Here is an 18,811-nt window from a genome sequence, read left to right as displayed (position 1 = left end):
TCGTCGAGCCACCAAGGCTAACAACTATGGCCTATCAGGCCATGGCACGTTGCAACAAATGTGGGAGCGGGCTTGCCCCGCGAAGCGCCGCGCGGGCGGCGCTCGATCTCATGAACGCCAAAAAGCCATCGACCTACACCTGGCAGCACTGACCTGATCAGGCAATCTCAGGATAAGGGTACTCAAACACCCGCACCACTTCCGACGCATGCCACGAAGCCGCCTCCATGCCATCCACCGGCCCGGAGAAGCGCCCCAGGCGCTCCACGCACTCGAAGAAGCCGGTACGCGGCAAGCGGCTGGCGCCCTGGCTGATAACCAGCGAGCTGCGTAGCGGCTGTTCGGCGCGTGCGTCCAGCACGGCTAAATACTCCAGCGCGGCCGTCAGCGTCTGCATGGCCGGCGTGGGCAATTGAAGGCGCTCGATCAGCGCACGATAAGTCAGCAAGTGGCGTTGACGGCGGGCCAGGTCAAGCTCATCCAGCAGGCTCTGCCAATGCTGTCGGCTGATCCTGACCTGGCTCATGACGGCTCGCTCCAGCCTGCCACGCCCAGGTGCCACGCCAGGGCACGGCGGATGACGTCCCCTGGCTCGCGTTCGCCCGATTCGATCATGGCCAAGTACGCAGGGCTGACACCCACATTGCGCGCCAGTGCTTCAGGCGCGATGCCCTTGGCTTGGCGCAATTGCGCCACCTCACTGAAAGCGGGCAGATCAACGCGTGTCGCGCGCTGTTCATCGACTTCGGCAACTGCTTGCGCAGGCACCTGCCCGGCCGCCTTGAGCAACGCCTGGTACTGCTCCCAGGGAACAACGGCGTACTCGGGCTGACCGTCCCGGCTAATGACCTGAATACCCATAACAACCCCCTAACGTAGGATTACGGCATGTAATCCGTAGGCATAATCCTTATGCCAATTATATTACCAAGCGCGGGAGTCTGTGGGGATCTGCTCGCTTTCAGTGCGATTTGCGCTCCAGGCGCAGCGCTTCAGGGGTGTCGGGCAGCCGCTCGACCACGCGCAGGCGCTCTGGCGCCTGGCTGTCACGCCAGGCCTTGAAGCGCGCCAGCTCATCGGCCACGGTCTTCAGCACCCAGCCGAGCACGGCAATGTCATCCAGGAAGCCCACCCCCAGCAGCCAGTCCGGAATGGCATCGATGGGGCTGACGAAGTACAACAGGCCGGCGACGATGGTTACCAGGGCCTTGGGGCTGATTGCACGGTACTCGCCGCGCCACCAGGCCAGGCACAGCGACTGCAGCAGCTTGATGTCACCGCGCAACTGGCCGAGGCGCGGGCCTTTGCGGGCCACTGCAAACAACAGGGCCGGCAACCGGCCGCGGCTGAGCAGGCGCTCGGCCAAGGGCAGGAAGCGGGCGAAATTCCAGGGTGCGCTCATGGAGCCTCCAACGGGGAAAGGTTATCCACATTTATTGTGGATAACCTTGTGAACAGGGCGAAGTTTCTGACGGCAGGTGCCCACAAGGCAAGGGCCCCGGTCAGATCGGGCGTTTTTTACACAGTCGTTTCAATGGCGCAAACGATTTGCGTCAGAAGCCTCCTGCTTCTCCACGCTGCATTCTCTCGGACACTTTCAGGCCCACGAGGTTCGGCCCGGTGCCGGGCGCAGAAATGACAACGCCCCGTCGAGACGGGGCGTTGTGCTGCTACCGGCCAGTATTACTTGGCAGGTGCTTCAGCTGGGGCTTCGCCTTCCGGCGCTTCACCTTGCAGCTGGGCTGGATCCTTGATGGCGATCAGCTCCAGGTCGAAGACCAGCACCGAGTTTGCCGGGATCAGCGGGCTTGGGCTCTGCGCGCCGTAAGCCAGTTCAGCCGGGATGAACAGCTTGTACTTCTCGCCGACGTGCATCAGTTGCAGGCCTTCGACCCAACCCGGGATGACGCCGCTGACCGGCAGGTCGATCGGGCTGCCACGCTCTACCGAGCTGTCGAACACCTTGCCATCGGTGAGCTTGCCTTCGTAGTGGACAGTGACCACGTCGGTAGGCTTGGGCTGAGGGCCATCAGCCTTCTTGATCACTTCGTACTGCAGGCCCGAAGCGGTGGTAACGACGCCAGGCTTCTTGGCGTTCTCTTCGAGGAATTTCTTGCCGGCAGAGGCGGCTTCTTCGCTGGCCTTGGCCAGGCGCTCTTCGGCACGCTTTTGCAGGGAGGTGAAGGCCTCTACCAGCTCTTCGTCCTTGATGCGCTGTTCTTTCTTGCTCACGGCGTCTTCGATGCCGAGGGCGACGGCTTTGGAATCAAGGTCTTCCATGCCTTCCTGAGCCAGGCTCTTGCCCATGTTCAGGCCGATACCGTAGGAGGCTTTCTGTGCCGGAGTTTTCAGCTCGGGGCTGCTGGCTTGTTGATCACAGCCAGCCAGTACCAGGCCTACTAGGGCAACCGCAGCCGCCAAACGATGCTGTTTCATGCTATTTCCTTGTTCATGCGCCATGTGGGCAATCAGGGTAAAGCCGCGAGCTTATCAGGCGGCCATTACCAATGGCTACCGGCATAAGAGCGGGTTCTGGTAAGGAAGTTCAGTACTTAAAAGGTTATTCATCCACGGGCTACAGCCATTGGCCAGTATTGACCCATGATTGCGCTTTTGCCCGAAAATTATGGCGATTTATGTCTGAAGGGTATGAAGCTGCACCATCAAGGGTATGAGCCTTCCCTGTACTGCCCTGCCACCTCCCGCAGCACCTCGCACACCCATTGCCCCGGCAGGCTCTGCGGCGCTGCGGCATTACGGCAAATACCCACCGAGCCACCCGGCTCGCTCACCCCGAGGTCCAGTTCCGCCAGCTCACCGCGGCGCAGGTCGAGCAGCACCGCGTCGCGCGGCGCTACCCACAATGCATCACTGCCCAGCAGGTAACGGCGGCTCAAGGCCAGTGAAAGGGTTTCCAGGCGTTGTGCGGGAAGCTGGATGCCGCACTGCACGAACAGGCTGTCGGCGTGCTGGCGAATGGTGGTGCCGGGGGGCGGCAACACCAGGGGATAACGCCCCACGCGTGCGCGCTCTACCGGTGTGCTGGCCAGCAACGGGTGCCCGGGGCGTACCACCAGGGCCATCGATTCGCTGTACAGGTGCTCGAACGACAAGCCCTGAATCTGTGGGCTGTCGGTCATGCGCCCAACCACCAGTTCCAGCTCGCCCAAGCGCAACTGCCCGAGCAGCTGTGCACTGACCCCGGTCACCACGCTGATCAGCAGCGCCTCGTGACGTTGATGCAGGCGGCACAGCACTTCAGGCATCAACAGGCCCTCGACGGTCGACAGCACACCAATGCGCACCTGCGAAGGCGCCCGCGCTTCACCGCGCAGGCTGCTTACGCCATCGCGCAACGCCTGCACACTGGGCCCGGCATAACGCATGAAGCGCGTGCCGGCGGGGGTCAGCTCGACGCCCTGCCGGCTGCGCTCGAACAGGCGCGTCTCGAGCAGGTCTTCGAGCTCCTTGAGGGTCTTGGAAATCGCCGGCTGGCTGATCGCCAGAACGTCGGCGGCCCTGGCCAGGCTGCCCTGCCGGGCAATCTCCAGGAAACACAGCAGGTGGCGGTATTTGATACGGGTGTCGAGGTTCATGCCGGCAAGCTTAACGCATCGCCACCTGCGGCGTATCCGGGTCGCGCTGCTGGCGACGGAACTGCCCCGGCGGCAGGCCGTGAATCTGACGGAAGCGCCGCGAGAAATAGGCTTCGTCGGCGAAGCCGCACAACCGCGCCACCTCCCCCACCGGCCGGTTGCCGTTAAGCAGGTAGTTGCGCGCCGCGTGCATGCGCCGCTCCAGCACCAGCTCACTGAAGGTCTTGCCGATTTCCTTGCGCAGCCAGTGGGTGAGGTAGCTGGGTGACAGGTAAGTGGCTGCCGCCACCTTGTGCAGGTTGAGGTCGGGGTCGTCGATATGCCGGCGCAAGTACTCGCTCATGCGCCCAAGCGCGGCGCGGCGGCTGAGCTGCGCCGCGTTGCTATCGGCCAGCTCACGCAAGGGCTCGGCGTACAGGCCGCAGACCTGGCCGATCAGTTGCAGCAACAGGCCCTTGAGGACTTCGCGGCTACCGAAGCGGCGGTTGGCATCGAGCTCGCGCATCTGCGCCAGGATGCGCCCAACCTCGGCAAAGTCGGCCTCGGCAAGGCAGAAGTCCAGGTGCTCCTGGAAGCGGAACGGCGACAGTTCGGGGGCTTGCAGAATCGACACTTCTTCCAGGTCCATCGGGTCGCAGGCCAGATGCGGCAGCAGGAACGTCTGGGAAAAGTTGATCACCACAAAATCGCTGTCGGCTGGGTGGGGAATCACATGCACCCGATGCGGCAGGATAAACGCCAGGGTGTTGCGCCGGAACGGCCGCTGCACGTTGCCGATGTGCTGCACCGTGTCACCGCCAAAGTTGACCTGGATCTGAAAGTACTCGTGGCGGTGCGGCGCGGTCTCTGCGGGGCGGCCACGCTGGTCGCGGATGTAGAAATCCATCAGCTCGCTGCGCTGCTGCATGAGGTAGGTCGGCACCTCGCGCTTGGGGGGCATGGGCAATCTCCGGTGTACGGGAAATAAGTTGTACGACGTCGAAACACCTCAATTTAACCCCTTCTGCAAAAACCGGCGCAACCGCAAATGCACGCAGCCCTTGTAGAACGCTGGATTCAGCGAAAAAAACAGGCAAAACCCGGTCGCTCGATTTTTTTGGACAGCGCAGCCAGCCCACGGTCTGAGTGAAAAAAACGGTCTAAAACCACCGTTGCATTCGACTCGTTGTACGACCACCTTAGGGGCGGGACTGCAGCCCAACCTCTACCAACAACAACAAACGAGGTCGACTCATGTCGAGCACGCCTACCTCCCGCACCGCCGCGCCGTCGTTCGCGCGGGACGCGGCCGCATCACAACGCCTGCCCACCCGCCGCCGCTGGTTCATGCTCTCGCTGCTGCTGGTGGCAACCATCATCAACTACGTCGACCGGGTCAACATCTCCATCGCTGCCCCGTTCATGGCCAAGGACCTGGGCCTGGACAAGGTCGAGATGGGCCTGATCTTCTCAGCCTTCGCCTGGACCTACGCCTTGGCGCTGGTGCCCGCCGGGTTCATCGCCGACCGTTTTGGCTCGCGCCTGACCTACGGCGTGTCACTGATCAGTTGGTCGGCGGTGACGGTGGCCCAGGGCCTGGCCACCGGCTTTGCCTCGCTGTTCGGCTTGCGCCTGGCGGTCGGCGCCATGGAGGCGCCGGCGTTCCCCGCCAACAGCCGCGCGGTAACCGTATGGTTCCCGGCCCGTGAACGCGGCGTGGCCAGCAGCATCTACGTGTGCGGCCAGTACCTGGGTACCGCACTGTTCACCGGTGCCCTGCTGTGGCTGGCCACCACCTACGACTGGCGCCATGTGTTCTACAGCACGGGCCTGGTCGGCATCCTGTTCGGCGTGGTGTGGCTGTTCCTGTACCGCGACCCGCTCAATTGCAAGAAGGTCAGCAAGGAAGAACTGGCCTACATCGAAAACGGCGGAGGGCTGGTGAAGAGCAGCCAGCAGCGCACCCGTTTCGACTGGCGGCAAGTGGCCGAGCTTTTCCGCTATCGGCAAGTGTGGGCGATCTGCCTGGGCAAGTTCGCCAGCACCTCGGCGCTGTATTTCTTCCTGACCTGGTTCCCCACCTACCTGATCGAAGAGCGCCAACTGACCTTGATAAAGGTCGGCATCTTCGCGGTGATGCCGTTCATTGGCGCCACCGTCGGCATCCTCCTGGCGGGGATCGTCTCCGACCTGCTGATTCGCCGCGGCTATTCGCTGTCGTTCGCGCGCAAGCTGCCGCTGGTGGTGGGTTCGATGCTGGGCATGTCGATCGTGCTGGTGAACTTCACCGACTCCAACGTGCTGTGCATTGCCGTGCTCACCCTGGCGTTCTTCGCCCAGGGCATCGCTTCGTCGTCGTGGGCTGCGGTGTCGGAAGTCGCGCCCAAGGAGCTGATCGGCCTGACCGGCGGCATCACCAGCCTGGCGGCCAATATCGGCGGCATTGTCACGCCGATCGTGATTGGCGCCATCGTGCACATGAGCGGCTCGTTCGCCCTGGCGTTCTGGTTTATCGGCGCGGTGGCGCTGATGGGCACCCTGTCGTACTCGCTGCTGCTCGGCAAGCTGTACCGCATCGAACTGAAGACCGCGGCATGAGCCGGGATTTGTCCAAGCCAACCCCGCTTTCGTCCAACTTTGCCCGCCTGGCACTGGCTACGCTGGCCACTCCCCAACGGAGGATCCACCCATGACCTACCTGTTCAACCCGCCCGCCGTCGTCAGCCTGCCTGTACTCGGCAGCGCTGCGCGCTTCCCGGTCGGCCGGGTGTTCTGCCTGGGCCGCAACTACCCTTGGCCCGAGACGGCAGGCCCCGCCCCACGCGAGCCGGTGTTCTTCATGAAGCCCGCAAGCAACGTGGTCGAGGCACTGGGCGAACTGCCCTTTCCGCCACTGACCGAGGAGTTCTGCCATGAAATCGAACTGGTCGTGGCCATCGACAAGGGCGGCGCCAACATCAGCCCGGAGCAAGCGCGCGAGCATGTGTTCGGCTTTGCCGCGGGCCTGGACCTGACCCTTCGCGACCGCCAACGGCAAGCCAAGCACGAAGGCCTGCCGTGGGAAGGCGCCAAGGTGTTCGAGGCATCCGCACCGATGACCGCGATCACCCCCGCCAGCCAGCTGCCATGGCCACTGGACGCCTCGCTGTGGCTGGCCGTCAACGGCCAGGAGCGCCAGCGCGCACACCTGAGCCAACAGACCTGGGCACTGGCCGAGGTGATCAGCCGCTTGTCCCGCCAACTGCCGCTGCGCCCGGGCGACCTGATCATGACCGGCAGCCCGCCCGGCGTGGCGCCGCTGAACCCGGGCGACCTGATCCACGCTGGCATAGATGGCATCGGTGAGCTGCACATGCGCGTCGGCCCACGCCCCACCAGCCAAACCGCAGACGCTGCCTGAAACACAGGAGACGGACATGAGCCAAAACAAGAAAGTTGCCCTGGTCACCGGGGCTGGCAGCGGCATCGGCCGCGCGGTCGCCCTCGCCCTGCTGGAAGATGGCTACAGCCTGGTGCTGGCTGGCCGCCGTGCCGAGCCGTTGCAGGCGCTGGTGGAGCAAGCGCAGGCAGCTGGCGGCGAAGCCCTGGCGGTGCCCACCGACGTGCGTGATGAACAAAGCGTCGCGCATTTGTTCGCCACCCTCGAGGAGGTGCATGGGCGCCTGGATGTGATCTTCAACAACGCCGGGGTCAACGCGCCGGCCGTGCCGGTCGATGAACTGCCCCTGGAAAACTGGCGCAACGTCATCGCCACCAATGTCGACGGCGTGTTCCTCTGCGCCCGAGCCGCGTTTGGCCTGATGCGCCGCCAGCAGCCACAGGGCGGGCGGATCATCAACAACGGTTCCATCTCGGCGCATACCCCGCGCCCGTTCACCGCCCCCTACACCGCCAGCAAGCACGCGGTGCTGGGCCTGACCAAGGCCCTGGCACTGGACGGCCGCCCCTACAACATCGTGTGCAGCCAGGTGGACATCGGCAACGCCCTGACCGAGCTGTCCGAGCGCATGACCCGCGGCGTGCGCCAGGCCAACGGCGAGATCGCCGCTGAACCGATGCTCGACGTGCGCCATGTGGCCGACGCGGTGCGCTACATCGCCGCGCTACCGCTGGAGGCCAACGTGCTGAACATGACCGTGATGGCCAGCAACATGCCCTTTGTCGGCCGTGGCTGACCCCTGCATTGAATGGAGTGACTGATGAAACCTGAAGTCCTGCAACTGAGCCCAATTCTTATCCCGGCCATCCGCGAGCGCCTGGAGCAACTGTTCACCGTGCACCGCTATTACGAGCAGGCCGACAAGGACGCTTATGTCAGCCTGCATGGCGGCAACATCCGTGGCGTGATCACCGGCGGCCACACCGGTATCAGCCAGGCGCTCATGGCGCGCCTGCCCAAGCTTGAAGTGGTGGCGGTAAACGGTGTGGGCACCGATGCGGTAGACCTGGCCTATGCCCGCGACCGAGGAATTCAGGTAACCGCCACCCTCGGCGCGCTGACCGAGGATGTCGCCGACCTGGCGATCGGCCTGCTGATCGGCGTGTGCCGCGGCATTGCCACAGGCGACCGCTTCGTGCGCGCCGGCCATTGGGCGACCAGCGCCACCCCCCTGGCGCCGTTGCCACTGGCGCGGCAGGTGTCGGGCATGCGCATCGGCATCGTCGGCATGGGCCGGGTCGGGCGCGCCGTGGCCCAGCGGGCGGCGGCGTTTGGCTGCCCGATCCGCTACACCGACTTGCAGGCGCAGGATGTGCCGTACGGGTTCGAGCAGAACCTGGCGCAACTGGCCAGCGACAGCGATGCGCTGATCCTGGCAGCGGCGGCGGACAAGGGCGAAGCCTTGGTCAACCGCGAGGTCCTGCGGGCACTAGGGCCTGAGGGCTATCTGATCAACATTGCGCGCGGCAAGCTGGTGGATGAACCTGCGTTGATCGCGGCGCTGCAGGCGGGTGAGATTGCCGGTGCGGCGCTGGATGTGTTTGCCGATGAACCACGCGTGCCGCAAGTGCTGTTCGAACGCGAAGATGTGCTGCTGCAGCCGCATCGTGCCAGCGCCACGGTGCAGACCCGGACGCGCATGGGCGAGATGGTGGTGGCAAGCCTGGTGGAGGTGTTTGCCGGGCGTACACCGCAAGGGTTGGTTATCTAAGCGGCCCATACCGCCCTCATCGCCGGCAAGCCAGTGATGAGGGCAGCAGCGATGGTTCAGGCCACCGCCACTTCCACAGCCCCGCCGTTCAAGCGCACCGGCCACACCCGCAGCCGCTGGCCGGCATCTTCCAGGCACTCGCCGCTGTGCAGGCTGAAATGCTGCTTGTAAAGCGGCGCCGCCACCACCAATTCCCCCTGCAGGCTACCCACCAACCCACGGCCGATGATGTTGGCTCCGGAGCGTGGGTCGCGGTTGCCCACCGCGTACAGGGGTTGTTCATGACCGGGCAGGTAGAACAGTGCCACCTGTTCACCCTCGAGCCACACCACCACGCCGGAGTCGGCGACTAGGTCATCGGCCCGGCACACCGCTTGCCAGTTGCGTTGCTTTGCCACAACAGCGTTGGACAGGTTCATCAGACAGCCTCCTCAATGGTTGGGATCAGGTGCAGCGGTGCTACCGGGCGGCGCTGGTCGCGCTCGCGAACAAAGTGCACGTCCGGGTCGGCGCGCCGGTCGTTGACGAACGTGCGGAAGCGCTTGAGCTTTTCCGGGTCGTTGAGGGCGTTGGCCCACTCGCATTCATAGTGGTCGACCACATGCTGCATCTGCGCTTCCAGCTCGGCAGCCAGGCCCAGGCTGTCGTCCAGGACCACCTGCTTGAGGTAGTCCAGGCCGCCTTCCAGGCCTTCACGCCACACCGACGTACGCTGCAGCTTGTCGGCGGTGCGGATGTAGAACATCAGCACGCGGTCGATCAGGCGCACCAGGGTTTCGTCATCCAGGTCCGTGGCGAACAGCTCGGCATGCCGTGGGCGCATGCCGCCGTTGCCGCACACGTACAGGTTCCAGCCCTTCTCGGTGGCGATCACGCCGATGTCCTTGCTCTGCGCCTCGGCGCACTCCCGGGTGCAGCCAGAGACCGCGAACTTGAGCTTGTGCGGGCTACGCAGGCCCTTGTAGCGGTCCTCCAGGCGCAGCGCCATGGCCACGCTGTCCTGCACGCCGTAGCGGCACCAGGTGCTGCCCACACAGGATTTCACCGTGCGGGTCGACTTGCCGTAGGCGTGGCCCGTCTCGAAGCCAGCTTCGATCAATTCGCCCCAGATCAACGGCAGTTCGTGAAGCTGGGCGCCGAACAGGTCGATGCGCTGGCCGCCGGTGATCTTGGTGTAGAGGTCGTATTTTTTAGCCACCTGGCCGATCACGATGAGCTTGTCGGGGGTGATTTCACCACCTGGTATGCGCGGCACGACCGAGTAGGTGCCGTTTTTCTGCATGTTGGCCATGAAGGTGTCGTTGGTGTCCTGCAGCGGCACCAGCGCCGGGTCCATGATCGGCTGGTTCCAGCACGAAGCGAGAATGTTGCCCACCGCCGGCTTGCAGATGTCGCAACCGACGTGGCCCTTGCCATGGCGTGCGAGCAGGTCACTGAAGCTGCGGATGCCGCCGACGCGCACCAGCCCGTAGAGCTCCTGGCGGGTGTAGGCGAAGTGCTCGCACAGGCTTTTGTCCACGGTCACACCACGGGCAGTCAGTTCATGCTCGAAGACCTGCTTGAGCAACGCCGCGCAGCCGCCGCAGCCAGTGGCCGCCTTGGTGCAGCCCTTGACTGCCGCAAGGTCGCCGCAACCGCTGTCGATTGCCGCGCATACCGCGCCCTTGCTGACGTTGTGGCACGAGCAGATGGTCGCGCTGTCGGGCAGCGCATCAGCGCCCAGGGCTGGCGCACCGCCGCTTTGCGGCAAGATCAGCGCCGCAGGGTCGGCCGGCAGGGCGATGCCGTTCTGGGCGTATTGCAGCAGGGTGTCGTAGTAACTGTTGTCGCCCACCAGAACTGCGCCGAGCACGTGCTTGCCGCTGGCATCCACCACCAATCGGCGATAGGACGCGTTGGCCTCGTCGATGAAGCGGTAGCTGCGTGCGCCCGGTGTGGTGCCGTGGGCATCGCCGATGGAGCCGACATCGACGCCCAGCAGCTTGAGCTTGGTCGACATGTCGGCGCCGGTGAATTCGCCAGCCGCCTCGCCCAGCAGCAGCGCTGCCAGGTTGCGCGCCATGCTGTAGCCCGGCGCGACGAGGCCGAACACACTGCCGTTCCACGACGCACACTCACCGATGGCGAAGATGCGCGGGTCGCTGGTGCGGCAGTGGTTGTCGATCACCACACCCCCGCGCGCGGCAATTTCCAGCCCGCAGGCACGGCCGAGGGCATCCTGTGGGCGGATGCCGGCGGAAAAAACGATCAGGTCGGTTTCCAGGTGCTCGCCGCCATCGAAGTTCATGCGATAGCGGTAGGCCTCGCCGGCGCTGATCGACTGGGTGGCACGCGACAGGTGCACGCCGACACCCAGGGCTTCGATCTGGGCCTTGAGCGCTGCGCCACCCTCGCCGTCCAGCTGCACCGGCATCAGCCGCGGGGCGAATTCCACCACGTGCGCTTCGAGGCCCAGCGACTTGAGCGCGTTGGCAGCTTCGAGGCCCAGCAGGCCGCCGCCGACCACTACACCCCGGGTCGCATCGGCGGCAGCGCTGCGAATTGCATCGAGATCGTCGAGGGTGCGGTAGACCAGCCGGGCATTGCCGCTGGAGCCTTCGATCGGCGGCACGAAGGGATACGAACCGGTGGCCAGGACCAACTGGTCGTAGCCGTAGCGCCCCTCTGCGGTGACCACTTCGCGGCGCTCGCGGTCAATCTCCAGCACGGCTTCACCCAGGTGCAGGTGCACGCCGTTATCGCCATAGAAACCTTGCCCACACAGGGCCAGGGTTTCGGCACAGCTGCCGCCGAAGTACTCCGACAGGTGCACGCGGTCGTAGGCACGTTGGCGCTCCTCGCCGAACACATGCAGCTCGAAGCGCGCCAGCGCGCCGCGTTCTACCAATTGCTCGACGCAATGGTGGCCGACCATGCCGTTGCCGACGATGACCAGTCGCTCCCGTTGCCCGCTGCTCGCTGTTGCCTTCATAAGCCGATCCTCGATCAAAAAAAAAGCGCCTGGAGCCGAAGCTCCAGGCGCCTTTGCCTGTATTCATCACGGAGTGCCCCTGGGTTGATCGCCGTTGATCAGTGGGGCTTGTTGTGCTGTAGATAAAGCAGGGAATGTGCCAGTTGTGTTGGCTGGGCTGGCCCCTCGCGGGCAAGCCCGCCCCTGCACGGTTGGAGCGGGCTTGTGGGCGACAGGGCCCACCCAGTCAATGCACATTCACGGTGCAACGCTCCCCATCCTGGAGCACTTCAGTACACATCACGACGGTACCGCCCGGCCTTGCTCAAGCTGTCCATGTAGGCATCCGCATCCACCCGGCCATGCTCGGCAATGATTTCACGCAGCGCCGCATCCACATCCCTGGCCATGTGCTGGGCATCACCGCAGACGTAGAAGTACGCCCCCGCCTCCAGCCACTGCCACACCTGCGCGCCCTGCTCGCGCAGGCGTTGCTGCACGTAGATCTTCTCGGCCTGATCCCGGGAAAACGCCGTGTCCAGGCGCAGGTGGCCGCTGGCCTGCCAGGCCTGCAATTGCGCCTGGTAATAAAAGTCGGTGGCGGCGTACTGCTCGCCAAAGAACAACCAGTTGGCGCCTTTGGCACCGCGCACTTCGCGCTCTTCGAGGAAGGCGCGAAACGGCGCTACCCCTGTGCCGGGGCCGACCATGATCACCGGCACGGCGTCGTCTTCGGGCAGTCGAAAGTGCTTCGACACCTGCGGGAAAATCGCCACTTTGACGGCCTGCCCGCGGTCGGCGAGGAAACTTGAGCAAACACCTTTGCGCTCGCCATAGCGCACGGTCGAAACGGTAAGGTGCACCTGATCTGGATGCGCCAACGGGCTGGAACTGATCGAATAGAGCCGCGGCTGCAACGGCTTGAGCAGGTCAAGCCAGGTGGCCAGCGGCAGGTCCTGGGGGAATGCCTGCAGAACATCGATCAATTGCCGGCCCCAAAGCCAGTCCTGCAATTCTCTTTTGCATTCGGGCCGCAACAGGCGCTGCAGGTCGGCGGTTTGTTGGCTGAACCGCTGCAGTTGCTGCGGGGTGACCTTGGCGATTTCCAGATGCGATTCCATCGCTTCGGCCAAGGGCATGACCGGCTGGCCTTTGAGCTGCACCTGGGCCTGACCATCGAGCTGCATCACAGCCAGCAGTTCCTCGACCAGCGCCGGGCAGTTGCGCGGCCACACACCCAGCGCATCGCCGGCGGCATAGGTGAAACCGCTGCCGGCAAGGTCGAACACCAGCTGGCGGGTTTCCTTGCTGGCGCCCGGGCCATTGAGCAGGCGGTTCTCCAGCAAGGTGGCGGACCAGGGTTGCTGCTTGCTGTAGCTCGCAACGGCTTCGCTCACCGGCAACGGCGCAGCGGCACTGCCCAGCGCTGGCAACAACGCGTCGAGCCAGGTGGCGAAGGCCTCATCGAAGTCGGGCTCGCAGTCGACCCGCGGCAGCAAGCAACGCGCCCCCAGCTCGGCCAGGCGCTGGTCGAGCTTGCGGCCAAACCCGCAGAATTGACCGTAGCTGGAGTCGCCCAGGGCCAGCACGGTATAGGGCACTTCGGCGCAATGAACGCCCTCTTCGCCTTGCAGCGCCTGCCAGAACGCCGTGGCGCTGTCCGGTGCATCGCCATCGCCGAAGGTGCTGGCGATCAGCACCACACTGGCGGCGCCGCGCAACTGCCGCGGGCTCACCGCCTCCATGCAACTGAGCTGCACCTCCAGGCCGGCATTGCGCAAATGCGCAGCGCAGCGTTCGGCCAGTGCCTCGCCGTTACCGGTCTGCGAGGCCCACAGCACCTGGTGACGCGGTACCTCGGCGGGCGCTGCCGGTTGCGCGAACAGCCCGGCCAGCAGACCGTCGACGAACAAGCGTCGCGACGCCGCCAGCGGTGCACTGGCCGGCAAGCTGGGCACGCCCTCGGCACGGGCCTGGTCGAGGCCGAGCAGAAAACCCTGCAGGTAATGACGCTCCTCTTCGGCCAGCACGGGGGCTGGCAGGGTATCCAGGCCGAGAAGGCGAGAAAGGGTCGCGGTGGGCATGCGGGCAGGCTCCGGTATTGGCGTGGCGCCAGTCAGGTCGAGGGCTTCGATGCGTTCGCCAGCAACCCGCTCCAGGGCTACGGCGCAGTGCTTGAACGCGGGTTGCAGCGACAGCGGGTCCACCGCATCACAGGTGACGGCATTGATCGCCAGCTGCTCGCCGACCACATCGTTCCAGTGGAACGGCGCGAAACAATTGCCGGGCATGACCCGGTCGCTGACCCGCGCTGGCAGCACGGCCTGGCCACGGCGGGAACGGATGGCCACCTGGTCCTTGTCGTGGATACCCAGCCGGGCGGCATCCTCGGGGTGGATTTCGACAAAGGGGCCGGGCTCCAGTTTGTTCAGCGCCGGCACCTTGCCGGTCTTGGTCAGGGTGTGCCATTGGTGCTGTACCCGGCCGGTGTTGAGCACCAGCGGGTAGTCGGCGTCTGGCAGCTCTGGCGCGGGGAGCCAGGGCCGGGCGAAGAAACGCGCCTTGCCGCTGGCGGTTGGAAACACCACGCTGGCGGGGTCGCCGTTTTCGACATAACGCAGTGGGCTGCGGTCATCCACCCGGCCGGGGGCGCAGGGCCATTGGCGCGGCTTGTCGCGCAGGGCCTGATAGCTGATACCACGCAGGTCGTAGCCGGTGGCCGGGTTGTAGAAGCGGCGGATTTCGTTGTACACCGCTTCGGCGTCGGGGTAATCGAACGCCTCGGCATAGCCCATGGCGCAGGCGACCCTGGCGATGATCTGCCAGTCCGGCAGGCTCTCACCCGGCGCTTGCACCGCACGGGGCATCAAGGTGAGGTTGCGCTCGCTGTTGATCATCACGCCCTCGCCTTCGGCCCACAGCGCGGCGGGCAGCAGGATGTCGGCGTAGCGGTTGGTTTCGGTATCGAGGAAGGCGTCCTGGGTGATCACCAGCTCAGCGTGGCGCAGGCCGTCGATCACCTGCTGGCGATTCGCGACGCTGGCCACCGGGTTGCTGCAGATGATCCAGCAGGCTTTCACGTCACCCGCCTTCATCTGCTCGAACACCGCCACTGTGCCTTCGCCGCCTTCTGCGCGCAGGCTACCGGGGGCCATGCCCCACTGCGCCTCGACGAAGCTGCGGTCGCCTGCGACCAACGCCGAGCGCTGGCCGGGCAGGCCCGGCCCCATGTAGCCCATTTCGCGCCCGCCCATGGCATTGGGCTGGCCTGTGAGCGAAAACGGCCCGCTGCCGGGCCGGCAGATGGCGCCGGTGGCCAGGTGCAGGTTGCACAGCGCGTTGCTGTGCCAGGTGCCATGCACGCTCTGGTTCAAACCCATGGTCCAGCAGCTCATCCACTGCCCGGCAGTGCCGATCAGCTCGGCAGCTTGGCGGATGTCGGCTTCCGAGAGCCCGGTGATGGCCGCCACGCGTTCCGGCGTGTAGTCGTCGAGGAACGTGGGCAGCTCATCCCAGCCCTCGGTGTGGCGGGCGATGAATTCGCGGTTGGTCTGGCCGTTGCGGTGCAGCAGGTGCAGCAGGCCGTTGAGCAGGGCCAGGTCGCTGCCGGGGCGCACCTGCAGGAACAGGTCGGCCTTGTCGGCGGTGGCGGTGCGGCGCGGGTCGACGACGATCAACTTTGCCCCGGCTTTGACGCGGTCCAGCAGGCGCAGGAAGAGGATCGGGTGGCAGTCGGCCATGTTCGCACCGATCACCAGGAATAGGTCCGCGCGCTCGAAGTCCTGGTAGCTGCCAGGCGGGCCGTCGGCGCCGAGGGACAGTTTGTAGCCGCTGCCAGCACTGGCCATGCACAGGCGCGAGTTGGATTCGATATGGCGGGTACGAATAAAGCCTTTGGCCAGCTTGTTGGCCAGGTATTGGGCTTCCAGCGACATCTGCCCCGAGACATACAGTGCCACGGCATCCGGGCCATGCTGGTCGATGATGCCGCGCAGCCGCTCGGCGGCTTGGGCGATAGCCTGGTCCAGGCTGCTGCGTGCCGGTTCGTGGTCGCGTTGCTGGCGCACAAATGCACGTTCCATACGCCCGGCGGCGGTCAGCGGAATGTGTGCGGTAAGGCCCTTGGTGCACAGCCGGCCGAAGTTGCTCGGGTGCTGCTTGTCGCCGCTGACCTTGCTGACCTTGCCGTCGGCCACGCTCATGACGATGCCACAGCCGACGCCGCAATAGGGGCAGACGCTGCGGACTTCAGTACGGGTCATGGGCGGGTCTCCTGGAGCAAACGCAAAAGGCGCCGGCTGCCCCGGCTTGCTTGGCAAGCGGGGGCAACACGGCGCCTTTGTCGTGAAGGGTTGAAGGCGGTCGACGTTGACGGCCTTGGTAAAGGTCAGTCAGCAATTGTTGGGCCAGCTGCAGTCCTGAGGGGCGCAAGGCCGCACCTTCAGGGCCTCTGTCGTTGCTGCAGGGCCGAGGTGTATCAGGAACAGGCCGCGCAGCAGCCCCAAAACGGTGACCAACGCACCATCAGGTGGCAGCCATGACGCTCATGGCGCTATGCTGAAAGCTTTCCGCCGCAGAGCTACTTCGCCCCCACTATGTCCCAGGTGATCCTCAAGACCCCCGCTCAACTCGACCTGATGCGCAACGCCGGCCGTTTACTGGCCCAGGTGTTCGCCGACCTCGACAGTTTCATCCGCCCCGGCGTGACCACGATGCAGATCAACGACCGCGCCGAGGCGTTCATCGTCAGCACCCTCAAGGCACGCCCGGCGAGCAAGGGCCAGTACGGGTTCCCCTACGCGCTCAATACCTCGGTGGACCATGTGGTCTGCCACGGCATGCCCAAGGCGGATGAAGTGCTAAAGGAAGGGTCGATCATCAATGTCGACATCACCCTGGAACAAGGCGGCTACATCGCCGACTCGTCGAAGATGTACAGCGTCGGTGAGGTGAGCGACAATGCCCGCAGGTTGGTCGAGACCACCTACGATGCGCTGTGGAAAGGCATCGAACAGGTGCGCCCAGGGGCAACGCTTGGCGACATCGGCCATGCCATCCAGCTACACGCCGAGGCTGCCGGCTACAGCGTGGTACGCGAGTACTGTGGGCATGGTATCGGCCAGCAGATGCATGAAGGGCCCGAGGTGCTGCATTTCGGCCAGCGCGGCATGGGCATGAAGCTCAAGCCCGGGATGGTGTTTACCATCGAGCCGATGATCAACCAAGGTGGGCGAGGCACGCGGACGTTGAAGGACGGCTGGACAGTGATTACCCGCGACCACACGTTGTCGGCGCAGTGGGAGCATACCGTGGCAGTGACAGAAGATGGGGTTGAGGTGCTGACGTTACGGCAGGAAGAGCGCAATCGCTGATGCGGGCGTAGAAACAAAAAAAGCGACCCTAAGGTCGCTTTTTTTGTAACTTCCGGGTGTTCAGTGGGCCCTGGAAGTTGAATATGGCGCAGCGGACGGGACTCGAACCCGCGACCCCCGGCGTGACAGGCCGGTATTCTAACCGACTGAACTACCGCTGCGCTATTTCATCGAGTGGTGGGTGATGACGGGATCGAACCGCCGACCCTCTGCTTGTAAGGCAGATGCTCTCCCGGCTGAGCTAATCACCCTTCGTCTCGGTGAGGCGCGCATTCTACGGAGGAACCGACACCTTGGCAAGTGCTTGGCCGGTTTTTTTTCACAGCCCGGCAAGATACAAAATGCAAAACAAAAAAAGCGACCCTAAGGTCGCTTTCTCTGTTACTTCCGGGTGTTCAGTAGGCCCTGGAAGTTGAATATGGCGCAGCGGACGGGACTCGAACCCGCGACCCCCGGCGTGACAGGCCGGTATTCTAACCGACTGAACTACCGCTGCGCTATACATCGAGTGGTGGGTGATGACGGGATCGAACCGCCGACCCTCTGCTTGTAAGGCAGATGCTCTCCCGGCTGAGCTAATCACCCTTCGTCTCGGTGTGGCGCGCATTCTACGGAGGGAGTGCCACCCTGGCAAGCACATTTTTCAACTTTTCTAAAAAAAATTCCCAGGGCTTTCAAAGACCTAGCGCAATCGGCCGTTTCCTGCCGCTTTACCACTGCTGGCCCTGTGACAGGGCTGGCCTGGAACGGCCGCTCGGAGAATAATGCCCCCCTTATGCATTAAGGAGAGACTCACCCTCATGTGGTTCAAGAACCTGCTGTCCTACCGCCTCACCCAGGAAGTGCCGTTCGAGGCTGAAGCACTGGAAGCCGCCCTGGCCAGCAAGCCGGCCCGCCCCTGCGCCAGCCAGGAGCTGACCACCTATGGTTTCGTCGCGCCGTTCGGCAAAGGCGAAGACGCTCCCCTGGTGCATGTCAGCGGCGAATTCCTGCTGATTGCCGCACGCAAGGAAGAACGCATCCTGCCAAGCAGCGTCGTCAACGATGCGGTTAAAGAGAAAGTCGAAGAGATCGAGACCGAGCAGATGCGCAAGGTCTATAAAAAGGAACGCGACCAGATCAAGGACGAGATCATCCAGGCGTTCTTGCCGCGTGCGTTCATCCGCCGCTCGATGATCTTCGCGGCCATCGCCCCGCGCCTGGGCATGATCCTGGTCAACTCGGCCAGCGCCAAGCGTGCCGAAGACCTGCTGTCGACCCTGCGCGAAGTGATGGGCTCGCTGCCGGTGCGCCCGGCCACCGTGAAAATCGCGCCGGTCGCGACCATGACCGACTGGGTCAAGTCGCAACAGGCCGCCGAAGGCTTCTATGTACTGGACGAATGCGAACTGCGCGACACCGCAGAAGACGGCGGCATCGTGCGCTGCAAGCGCCAGGACCTGACCGGCGAGGAAATCCAGCTGCACCTGAGCACCGGCAAGGTGGTGACCCAGCTTGCCCTGGCCTGGCAGGACAAACTGTCGTTCGTGCTGGACGACAAGATGGTCATCAAGCGCCTGAAGTTCGAGGAACTGCTGCAGGAGCAGGCCGAACAGGATGGTGGTGATGAAGCCGCGCAGCAGTTCGATGCCAGCTTCCTGCTGATGATGATGACTTTCACCGAATTCCTGCCGGTGCTGTTCGAAGCACTGGGTGGGGAAGAGATTCCGCAAGGGGTCTGAGCAGGATGATCGACCGGTGCTGGCCTTGAAGTATGCTGCGCCA

Annotated in this window: 15 protein-coding genes and 4 tRNA genes; 6 read left to right on the top strand and 13 right to left on the bottom strand. The window is 64.3% G+C overall.

Annotation, left to right across the window (positions count from 1 at the left end):
* Window positions 1-157: 157 nt before the first annotated feature.
* From ACNQPL_RS24280 to ACNQPL_RS24255, 6 genes are all read right to left on the bottom strand, one after another.
* Window positions 158-526 carry a hypothetical protein gene (locus ACNQPL_RS24280; RefSeq protein ID WP_346615731.1) on the bottom strand — a complete coding sequence of 123 codons (369 nt, stop codon included), beginning with the start codon at window positions 524-526 and terminating at the stop codon, window positions 158-160.
* Window positions 523-861 carry a helix-turn-helix domain-containing protein gene (locus tag ACNQPL_RS24275; protein ID WP_346615732.1) on the bottom strand — a complete coding sequence of 113 codons (339 nt, stop codon included), beginning with the start codon at window positions 859-861 and terminating at the stop codon, window positions 523-525. The genes ACNQPL_RS24280 and ACNQPL_RS24275 overlap by 4 nt, the downstream gene beginning before the upstream one ends.
* A 100-nt stretch (window positions 862-961) precedes the next feature.
* Window positions 962-1,402 (bottom strand): YkvA family protein, encoded by a 441-nt coding sequence (locus ACNQPL_RS24270; RefSeq protein ID WP_346615733.1) that lies wholly within the window; start codon window positions 1,400-1,402, stop codon window positions 962-964.
* A gap of 281 nt (window positions 1,403-1,683) precedes the next feature.
* Window positions 1,684-2,436 carry an FKBP-type peptidyl-prolyl cis-trans isomerase gene (locus ACNQPL_RS24265; RefSeq protein WP_346615734.1) on the bottom strand — a complete coding sequence of 251 codons (753 nt, stop codon included), beginning with the start codon at window positions 2,434-2,436 and terminating at the stop codon, window positions 1,684-1,686.
* A gap of 227 nt (window positions 2,437-2,663) precedes the next feature.
* Window positions 2,664-3,596 carry a pca operon transcription factor PcaQ gene (gene pcaQ / locus ACNQPL_RS24260; protein WP_346615735.1) on the bottom strand — a complete coding sequence of 311 codons (933 nt, stop codon included), beginning with the start codon at window positions 3,594-3,596 and terminating at the stop codon, window positions 2,664-2,666.
* A 10-nt stretch (window positions 3,597-3,606) separates the two neighbouring features.
* A complete protein-coding gene (locus tag ACNQPL_RS24255; protein ID WP_346615736.1) occupies window positions 3,607-4,536 on the bottom strand; it encodes a helix-turn-helix transcriptional regulator in 930 nt (309 codons plus the stop codon).
* 293 nt (window positions 4,537-4,829) lie between these two features.
* Here ACNQPL_RS24255 and ACNQPL_RS24250 point away from each other — a divergent pair, with 293 nt between their 5' ends.
* The 4 genes from ACNQPL_RS24250 to ACNQPL_RS24235 all read left to right on the top strand — a co-directional run bounded on the left by ACNQPL_RS24250 (window position 4,830) and on the right by ACNQPL_RS24235 (window position 8,725).
* Window positions 4,830-6,173, top strand: coding sequence for an MFS transporter (locus tag ACNQPL_RS24250; protein WP_346615737.1), 1,344 nt, complete (start codon window positions 4,830-4,832; stop codon window positions 6,171-6,173).
* Window positions 6,174-6,264: 91 nt separating this feature from the next.
* Entirely contained in the window at window positions 6,265-6,975 is a 711-nt protein-coding gene (locus ACNQPL_RS24245; RefSeq protein ID WP_416468104.1) for a fumarylacetoacetate hydrolase family protein, read from the top strand.
* Window positions 6,976-6,991: 16 nt separating this feature from the next.
* Complete coding sequence (locus ACNQPL_RS24240) at window positions 6,992-7,750, top strand: SDR family oxidoreductase (protein WP_346615739.1); 759 nt, start codon at window positions 6,992-6,994, stop codon at window positions 7,748-7,750.
* A 24-nt stretch (window positions 7,751-7,774) separates the two neighbouring features.
* Window positions 7,775-8,725, top strand: coding sequence for a 2-hydroxyacid dehydrogenase (locus ACNQPL_RS24235; RefSeq protein ID WP_416468103.1), 951 nt, complete (start codon window positions 7,775-7,777; stop codon window positions 8,723-8,725).
* Between the two features lie 56 nt (window positions 8,726-8,781).
* Here the strand turns inward: ACNQPL_RS24235 and nirD are convergent, their stop codons facing one another.
* The 3 genes from nirD to ACNQPL_RS24220 all read right to left on the bottom strand — a co-directional run bounded on the left by nirD (window position 8,782) and on the right by ACNQPL_RS24220 (window position 15,937).
* Window positions 8,782-9,144, bottom strand: coding sequence for a nitrite reductase small subunit NirD (gene nirD, locus ACNQPL_RS24230; RefSeq protein WP_416468102.1), 363 nt, complete (start codon window positions 9,142-9,144; stop codon window positions 8,782-8,784).
* Window positions 9,144-11,696, bottom strand: a complete 2,553-nt coding sequence (gene nirB, locus ACNQPL_RS24225) for a nitrite reductase large subunit NirB (protein WP_346615742.1) — start codon at window positions 11,694-11,696, stop codon at window positions 9,144-9,146. The genes nirD and nirB overlap by 1 nt, the downstream gene beginning before the upstream one ends.
* 269 nt (window positions 11,697-11,965) lie before the next feature.
* The gene (locus tag ACNQPL_RS24220; protein WP_416468101.1) at window positions 11,966-15,937 is read right to left on the bottom strand and encodes a molybdopterin-dependent oxidoreductase; all 3,972 of its coding nucleotides are present in this window, start codon (window positions 15,935-15,937) and stop codon (window positions 11,966-11,968) included.
* 333 nt (window positions 15,938-16,270) lie between these two features.
* Between ACNQPL_RS24220 and map the strand changes: the two genes are divergently transcribed.
* Entirely contained in the window at window positions 16,271-17,047 is a 777-nt protein-coding gene (gene map, locus ACNQPL_RS24215) for a type I methionyl aminopeptidase (RefSeq protein ID WP_416468100.1), read from the top strand.
* Window positions 17,048-17,131: 84 nt separating this feature from the next.
* Here the strand turns inward: map and ACNQPL_RS24210 are convergent.
* The 4 genes from ACNQPL_RS24210 to ACNQPL_RS24195 all read right to left on the bottom strand — a co-directional run bounded on the left by ACNQPL_RS24210 (window position 17,132) and on the right by ACNQPL_RS24195 (window position 17,632).
* Window positions 17,132-17,208: transfer RNA gene (locus ACNQPL_RS24210), tRNA-Asp, on the bottom strand.
* A 14-nt stretch (window positions 17,209-17,222) separates the two neighbouring features.
* Window positions 17,223-17,298: transfer RNA gene (locus tag ACNQPL_RS24205), tRNA-Val, on the bottom strand.
* 168 nt (window positions 17,299-17,466) lie between these two features.
* Window positions 17,467-17,543: transfer RNA gene (locus tag ACNQPL_RS24200), tRNA-Asp, on the bottom strand.
* 13 nt (window positions 17,544-17,556) lie between these two features.
* A tRNA-Val gene (locus ACNQPL_RS24195) sits at window positions 17,557-17,632 on the bottom strand.
* A 215-nt stretch (window positions 17,633-17,847) separates the two neighbouring features.
* Between ACNQPL_RS24195 and rdgC the strand changes: the two genes are divergently transcribed.
* Window positions 17,848-18,768, top strand: a complete 921-nt coding sequence (gene rdgC, locus ACNQPL_RS24190) for a recombination-associated protein RdgC (protein WP_346615745.1) — start codon at window positions 17,848-17,850, stop codon at window positions 18,766-18,768.
* Window positions 18,769-18,811: the final 43 nt, after the last annotated feature.

It is taken from the genome of Pseudomonas sp. LFS044, assembly GCF_047978245.1.
Classification (GTDB): domain Bacteria; phylum Pseudomonadota; class Gammaproteobacteria; order Pseudomonadales; family Pseudomonadaceae; genus Aquipseudomonas.
This window is presented reverse-complemented; position numbering and strand designations above follow the sequence as displayed.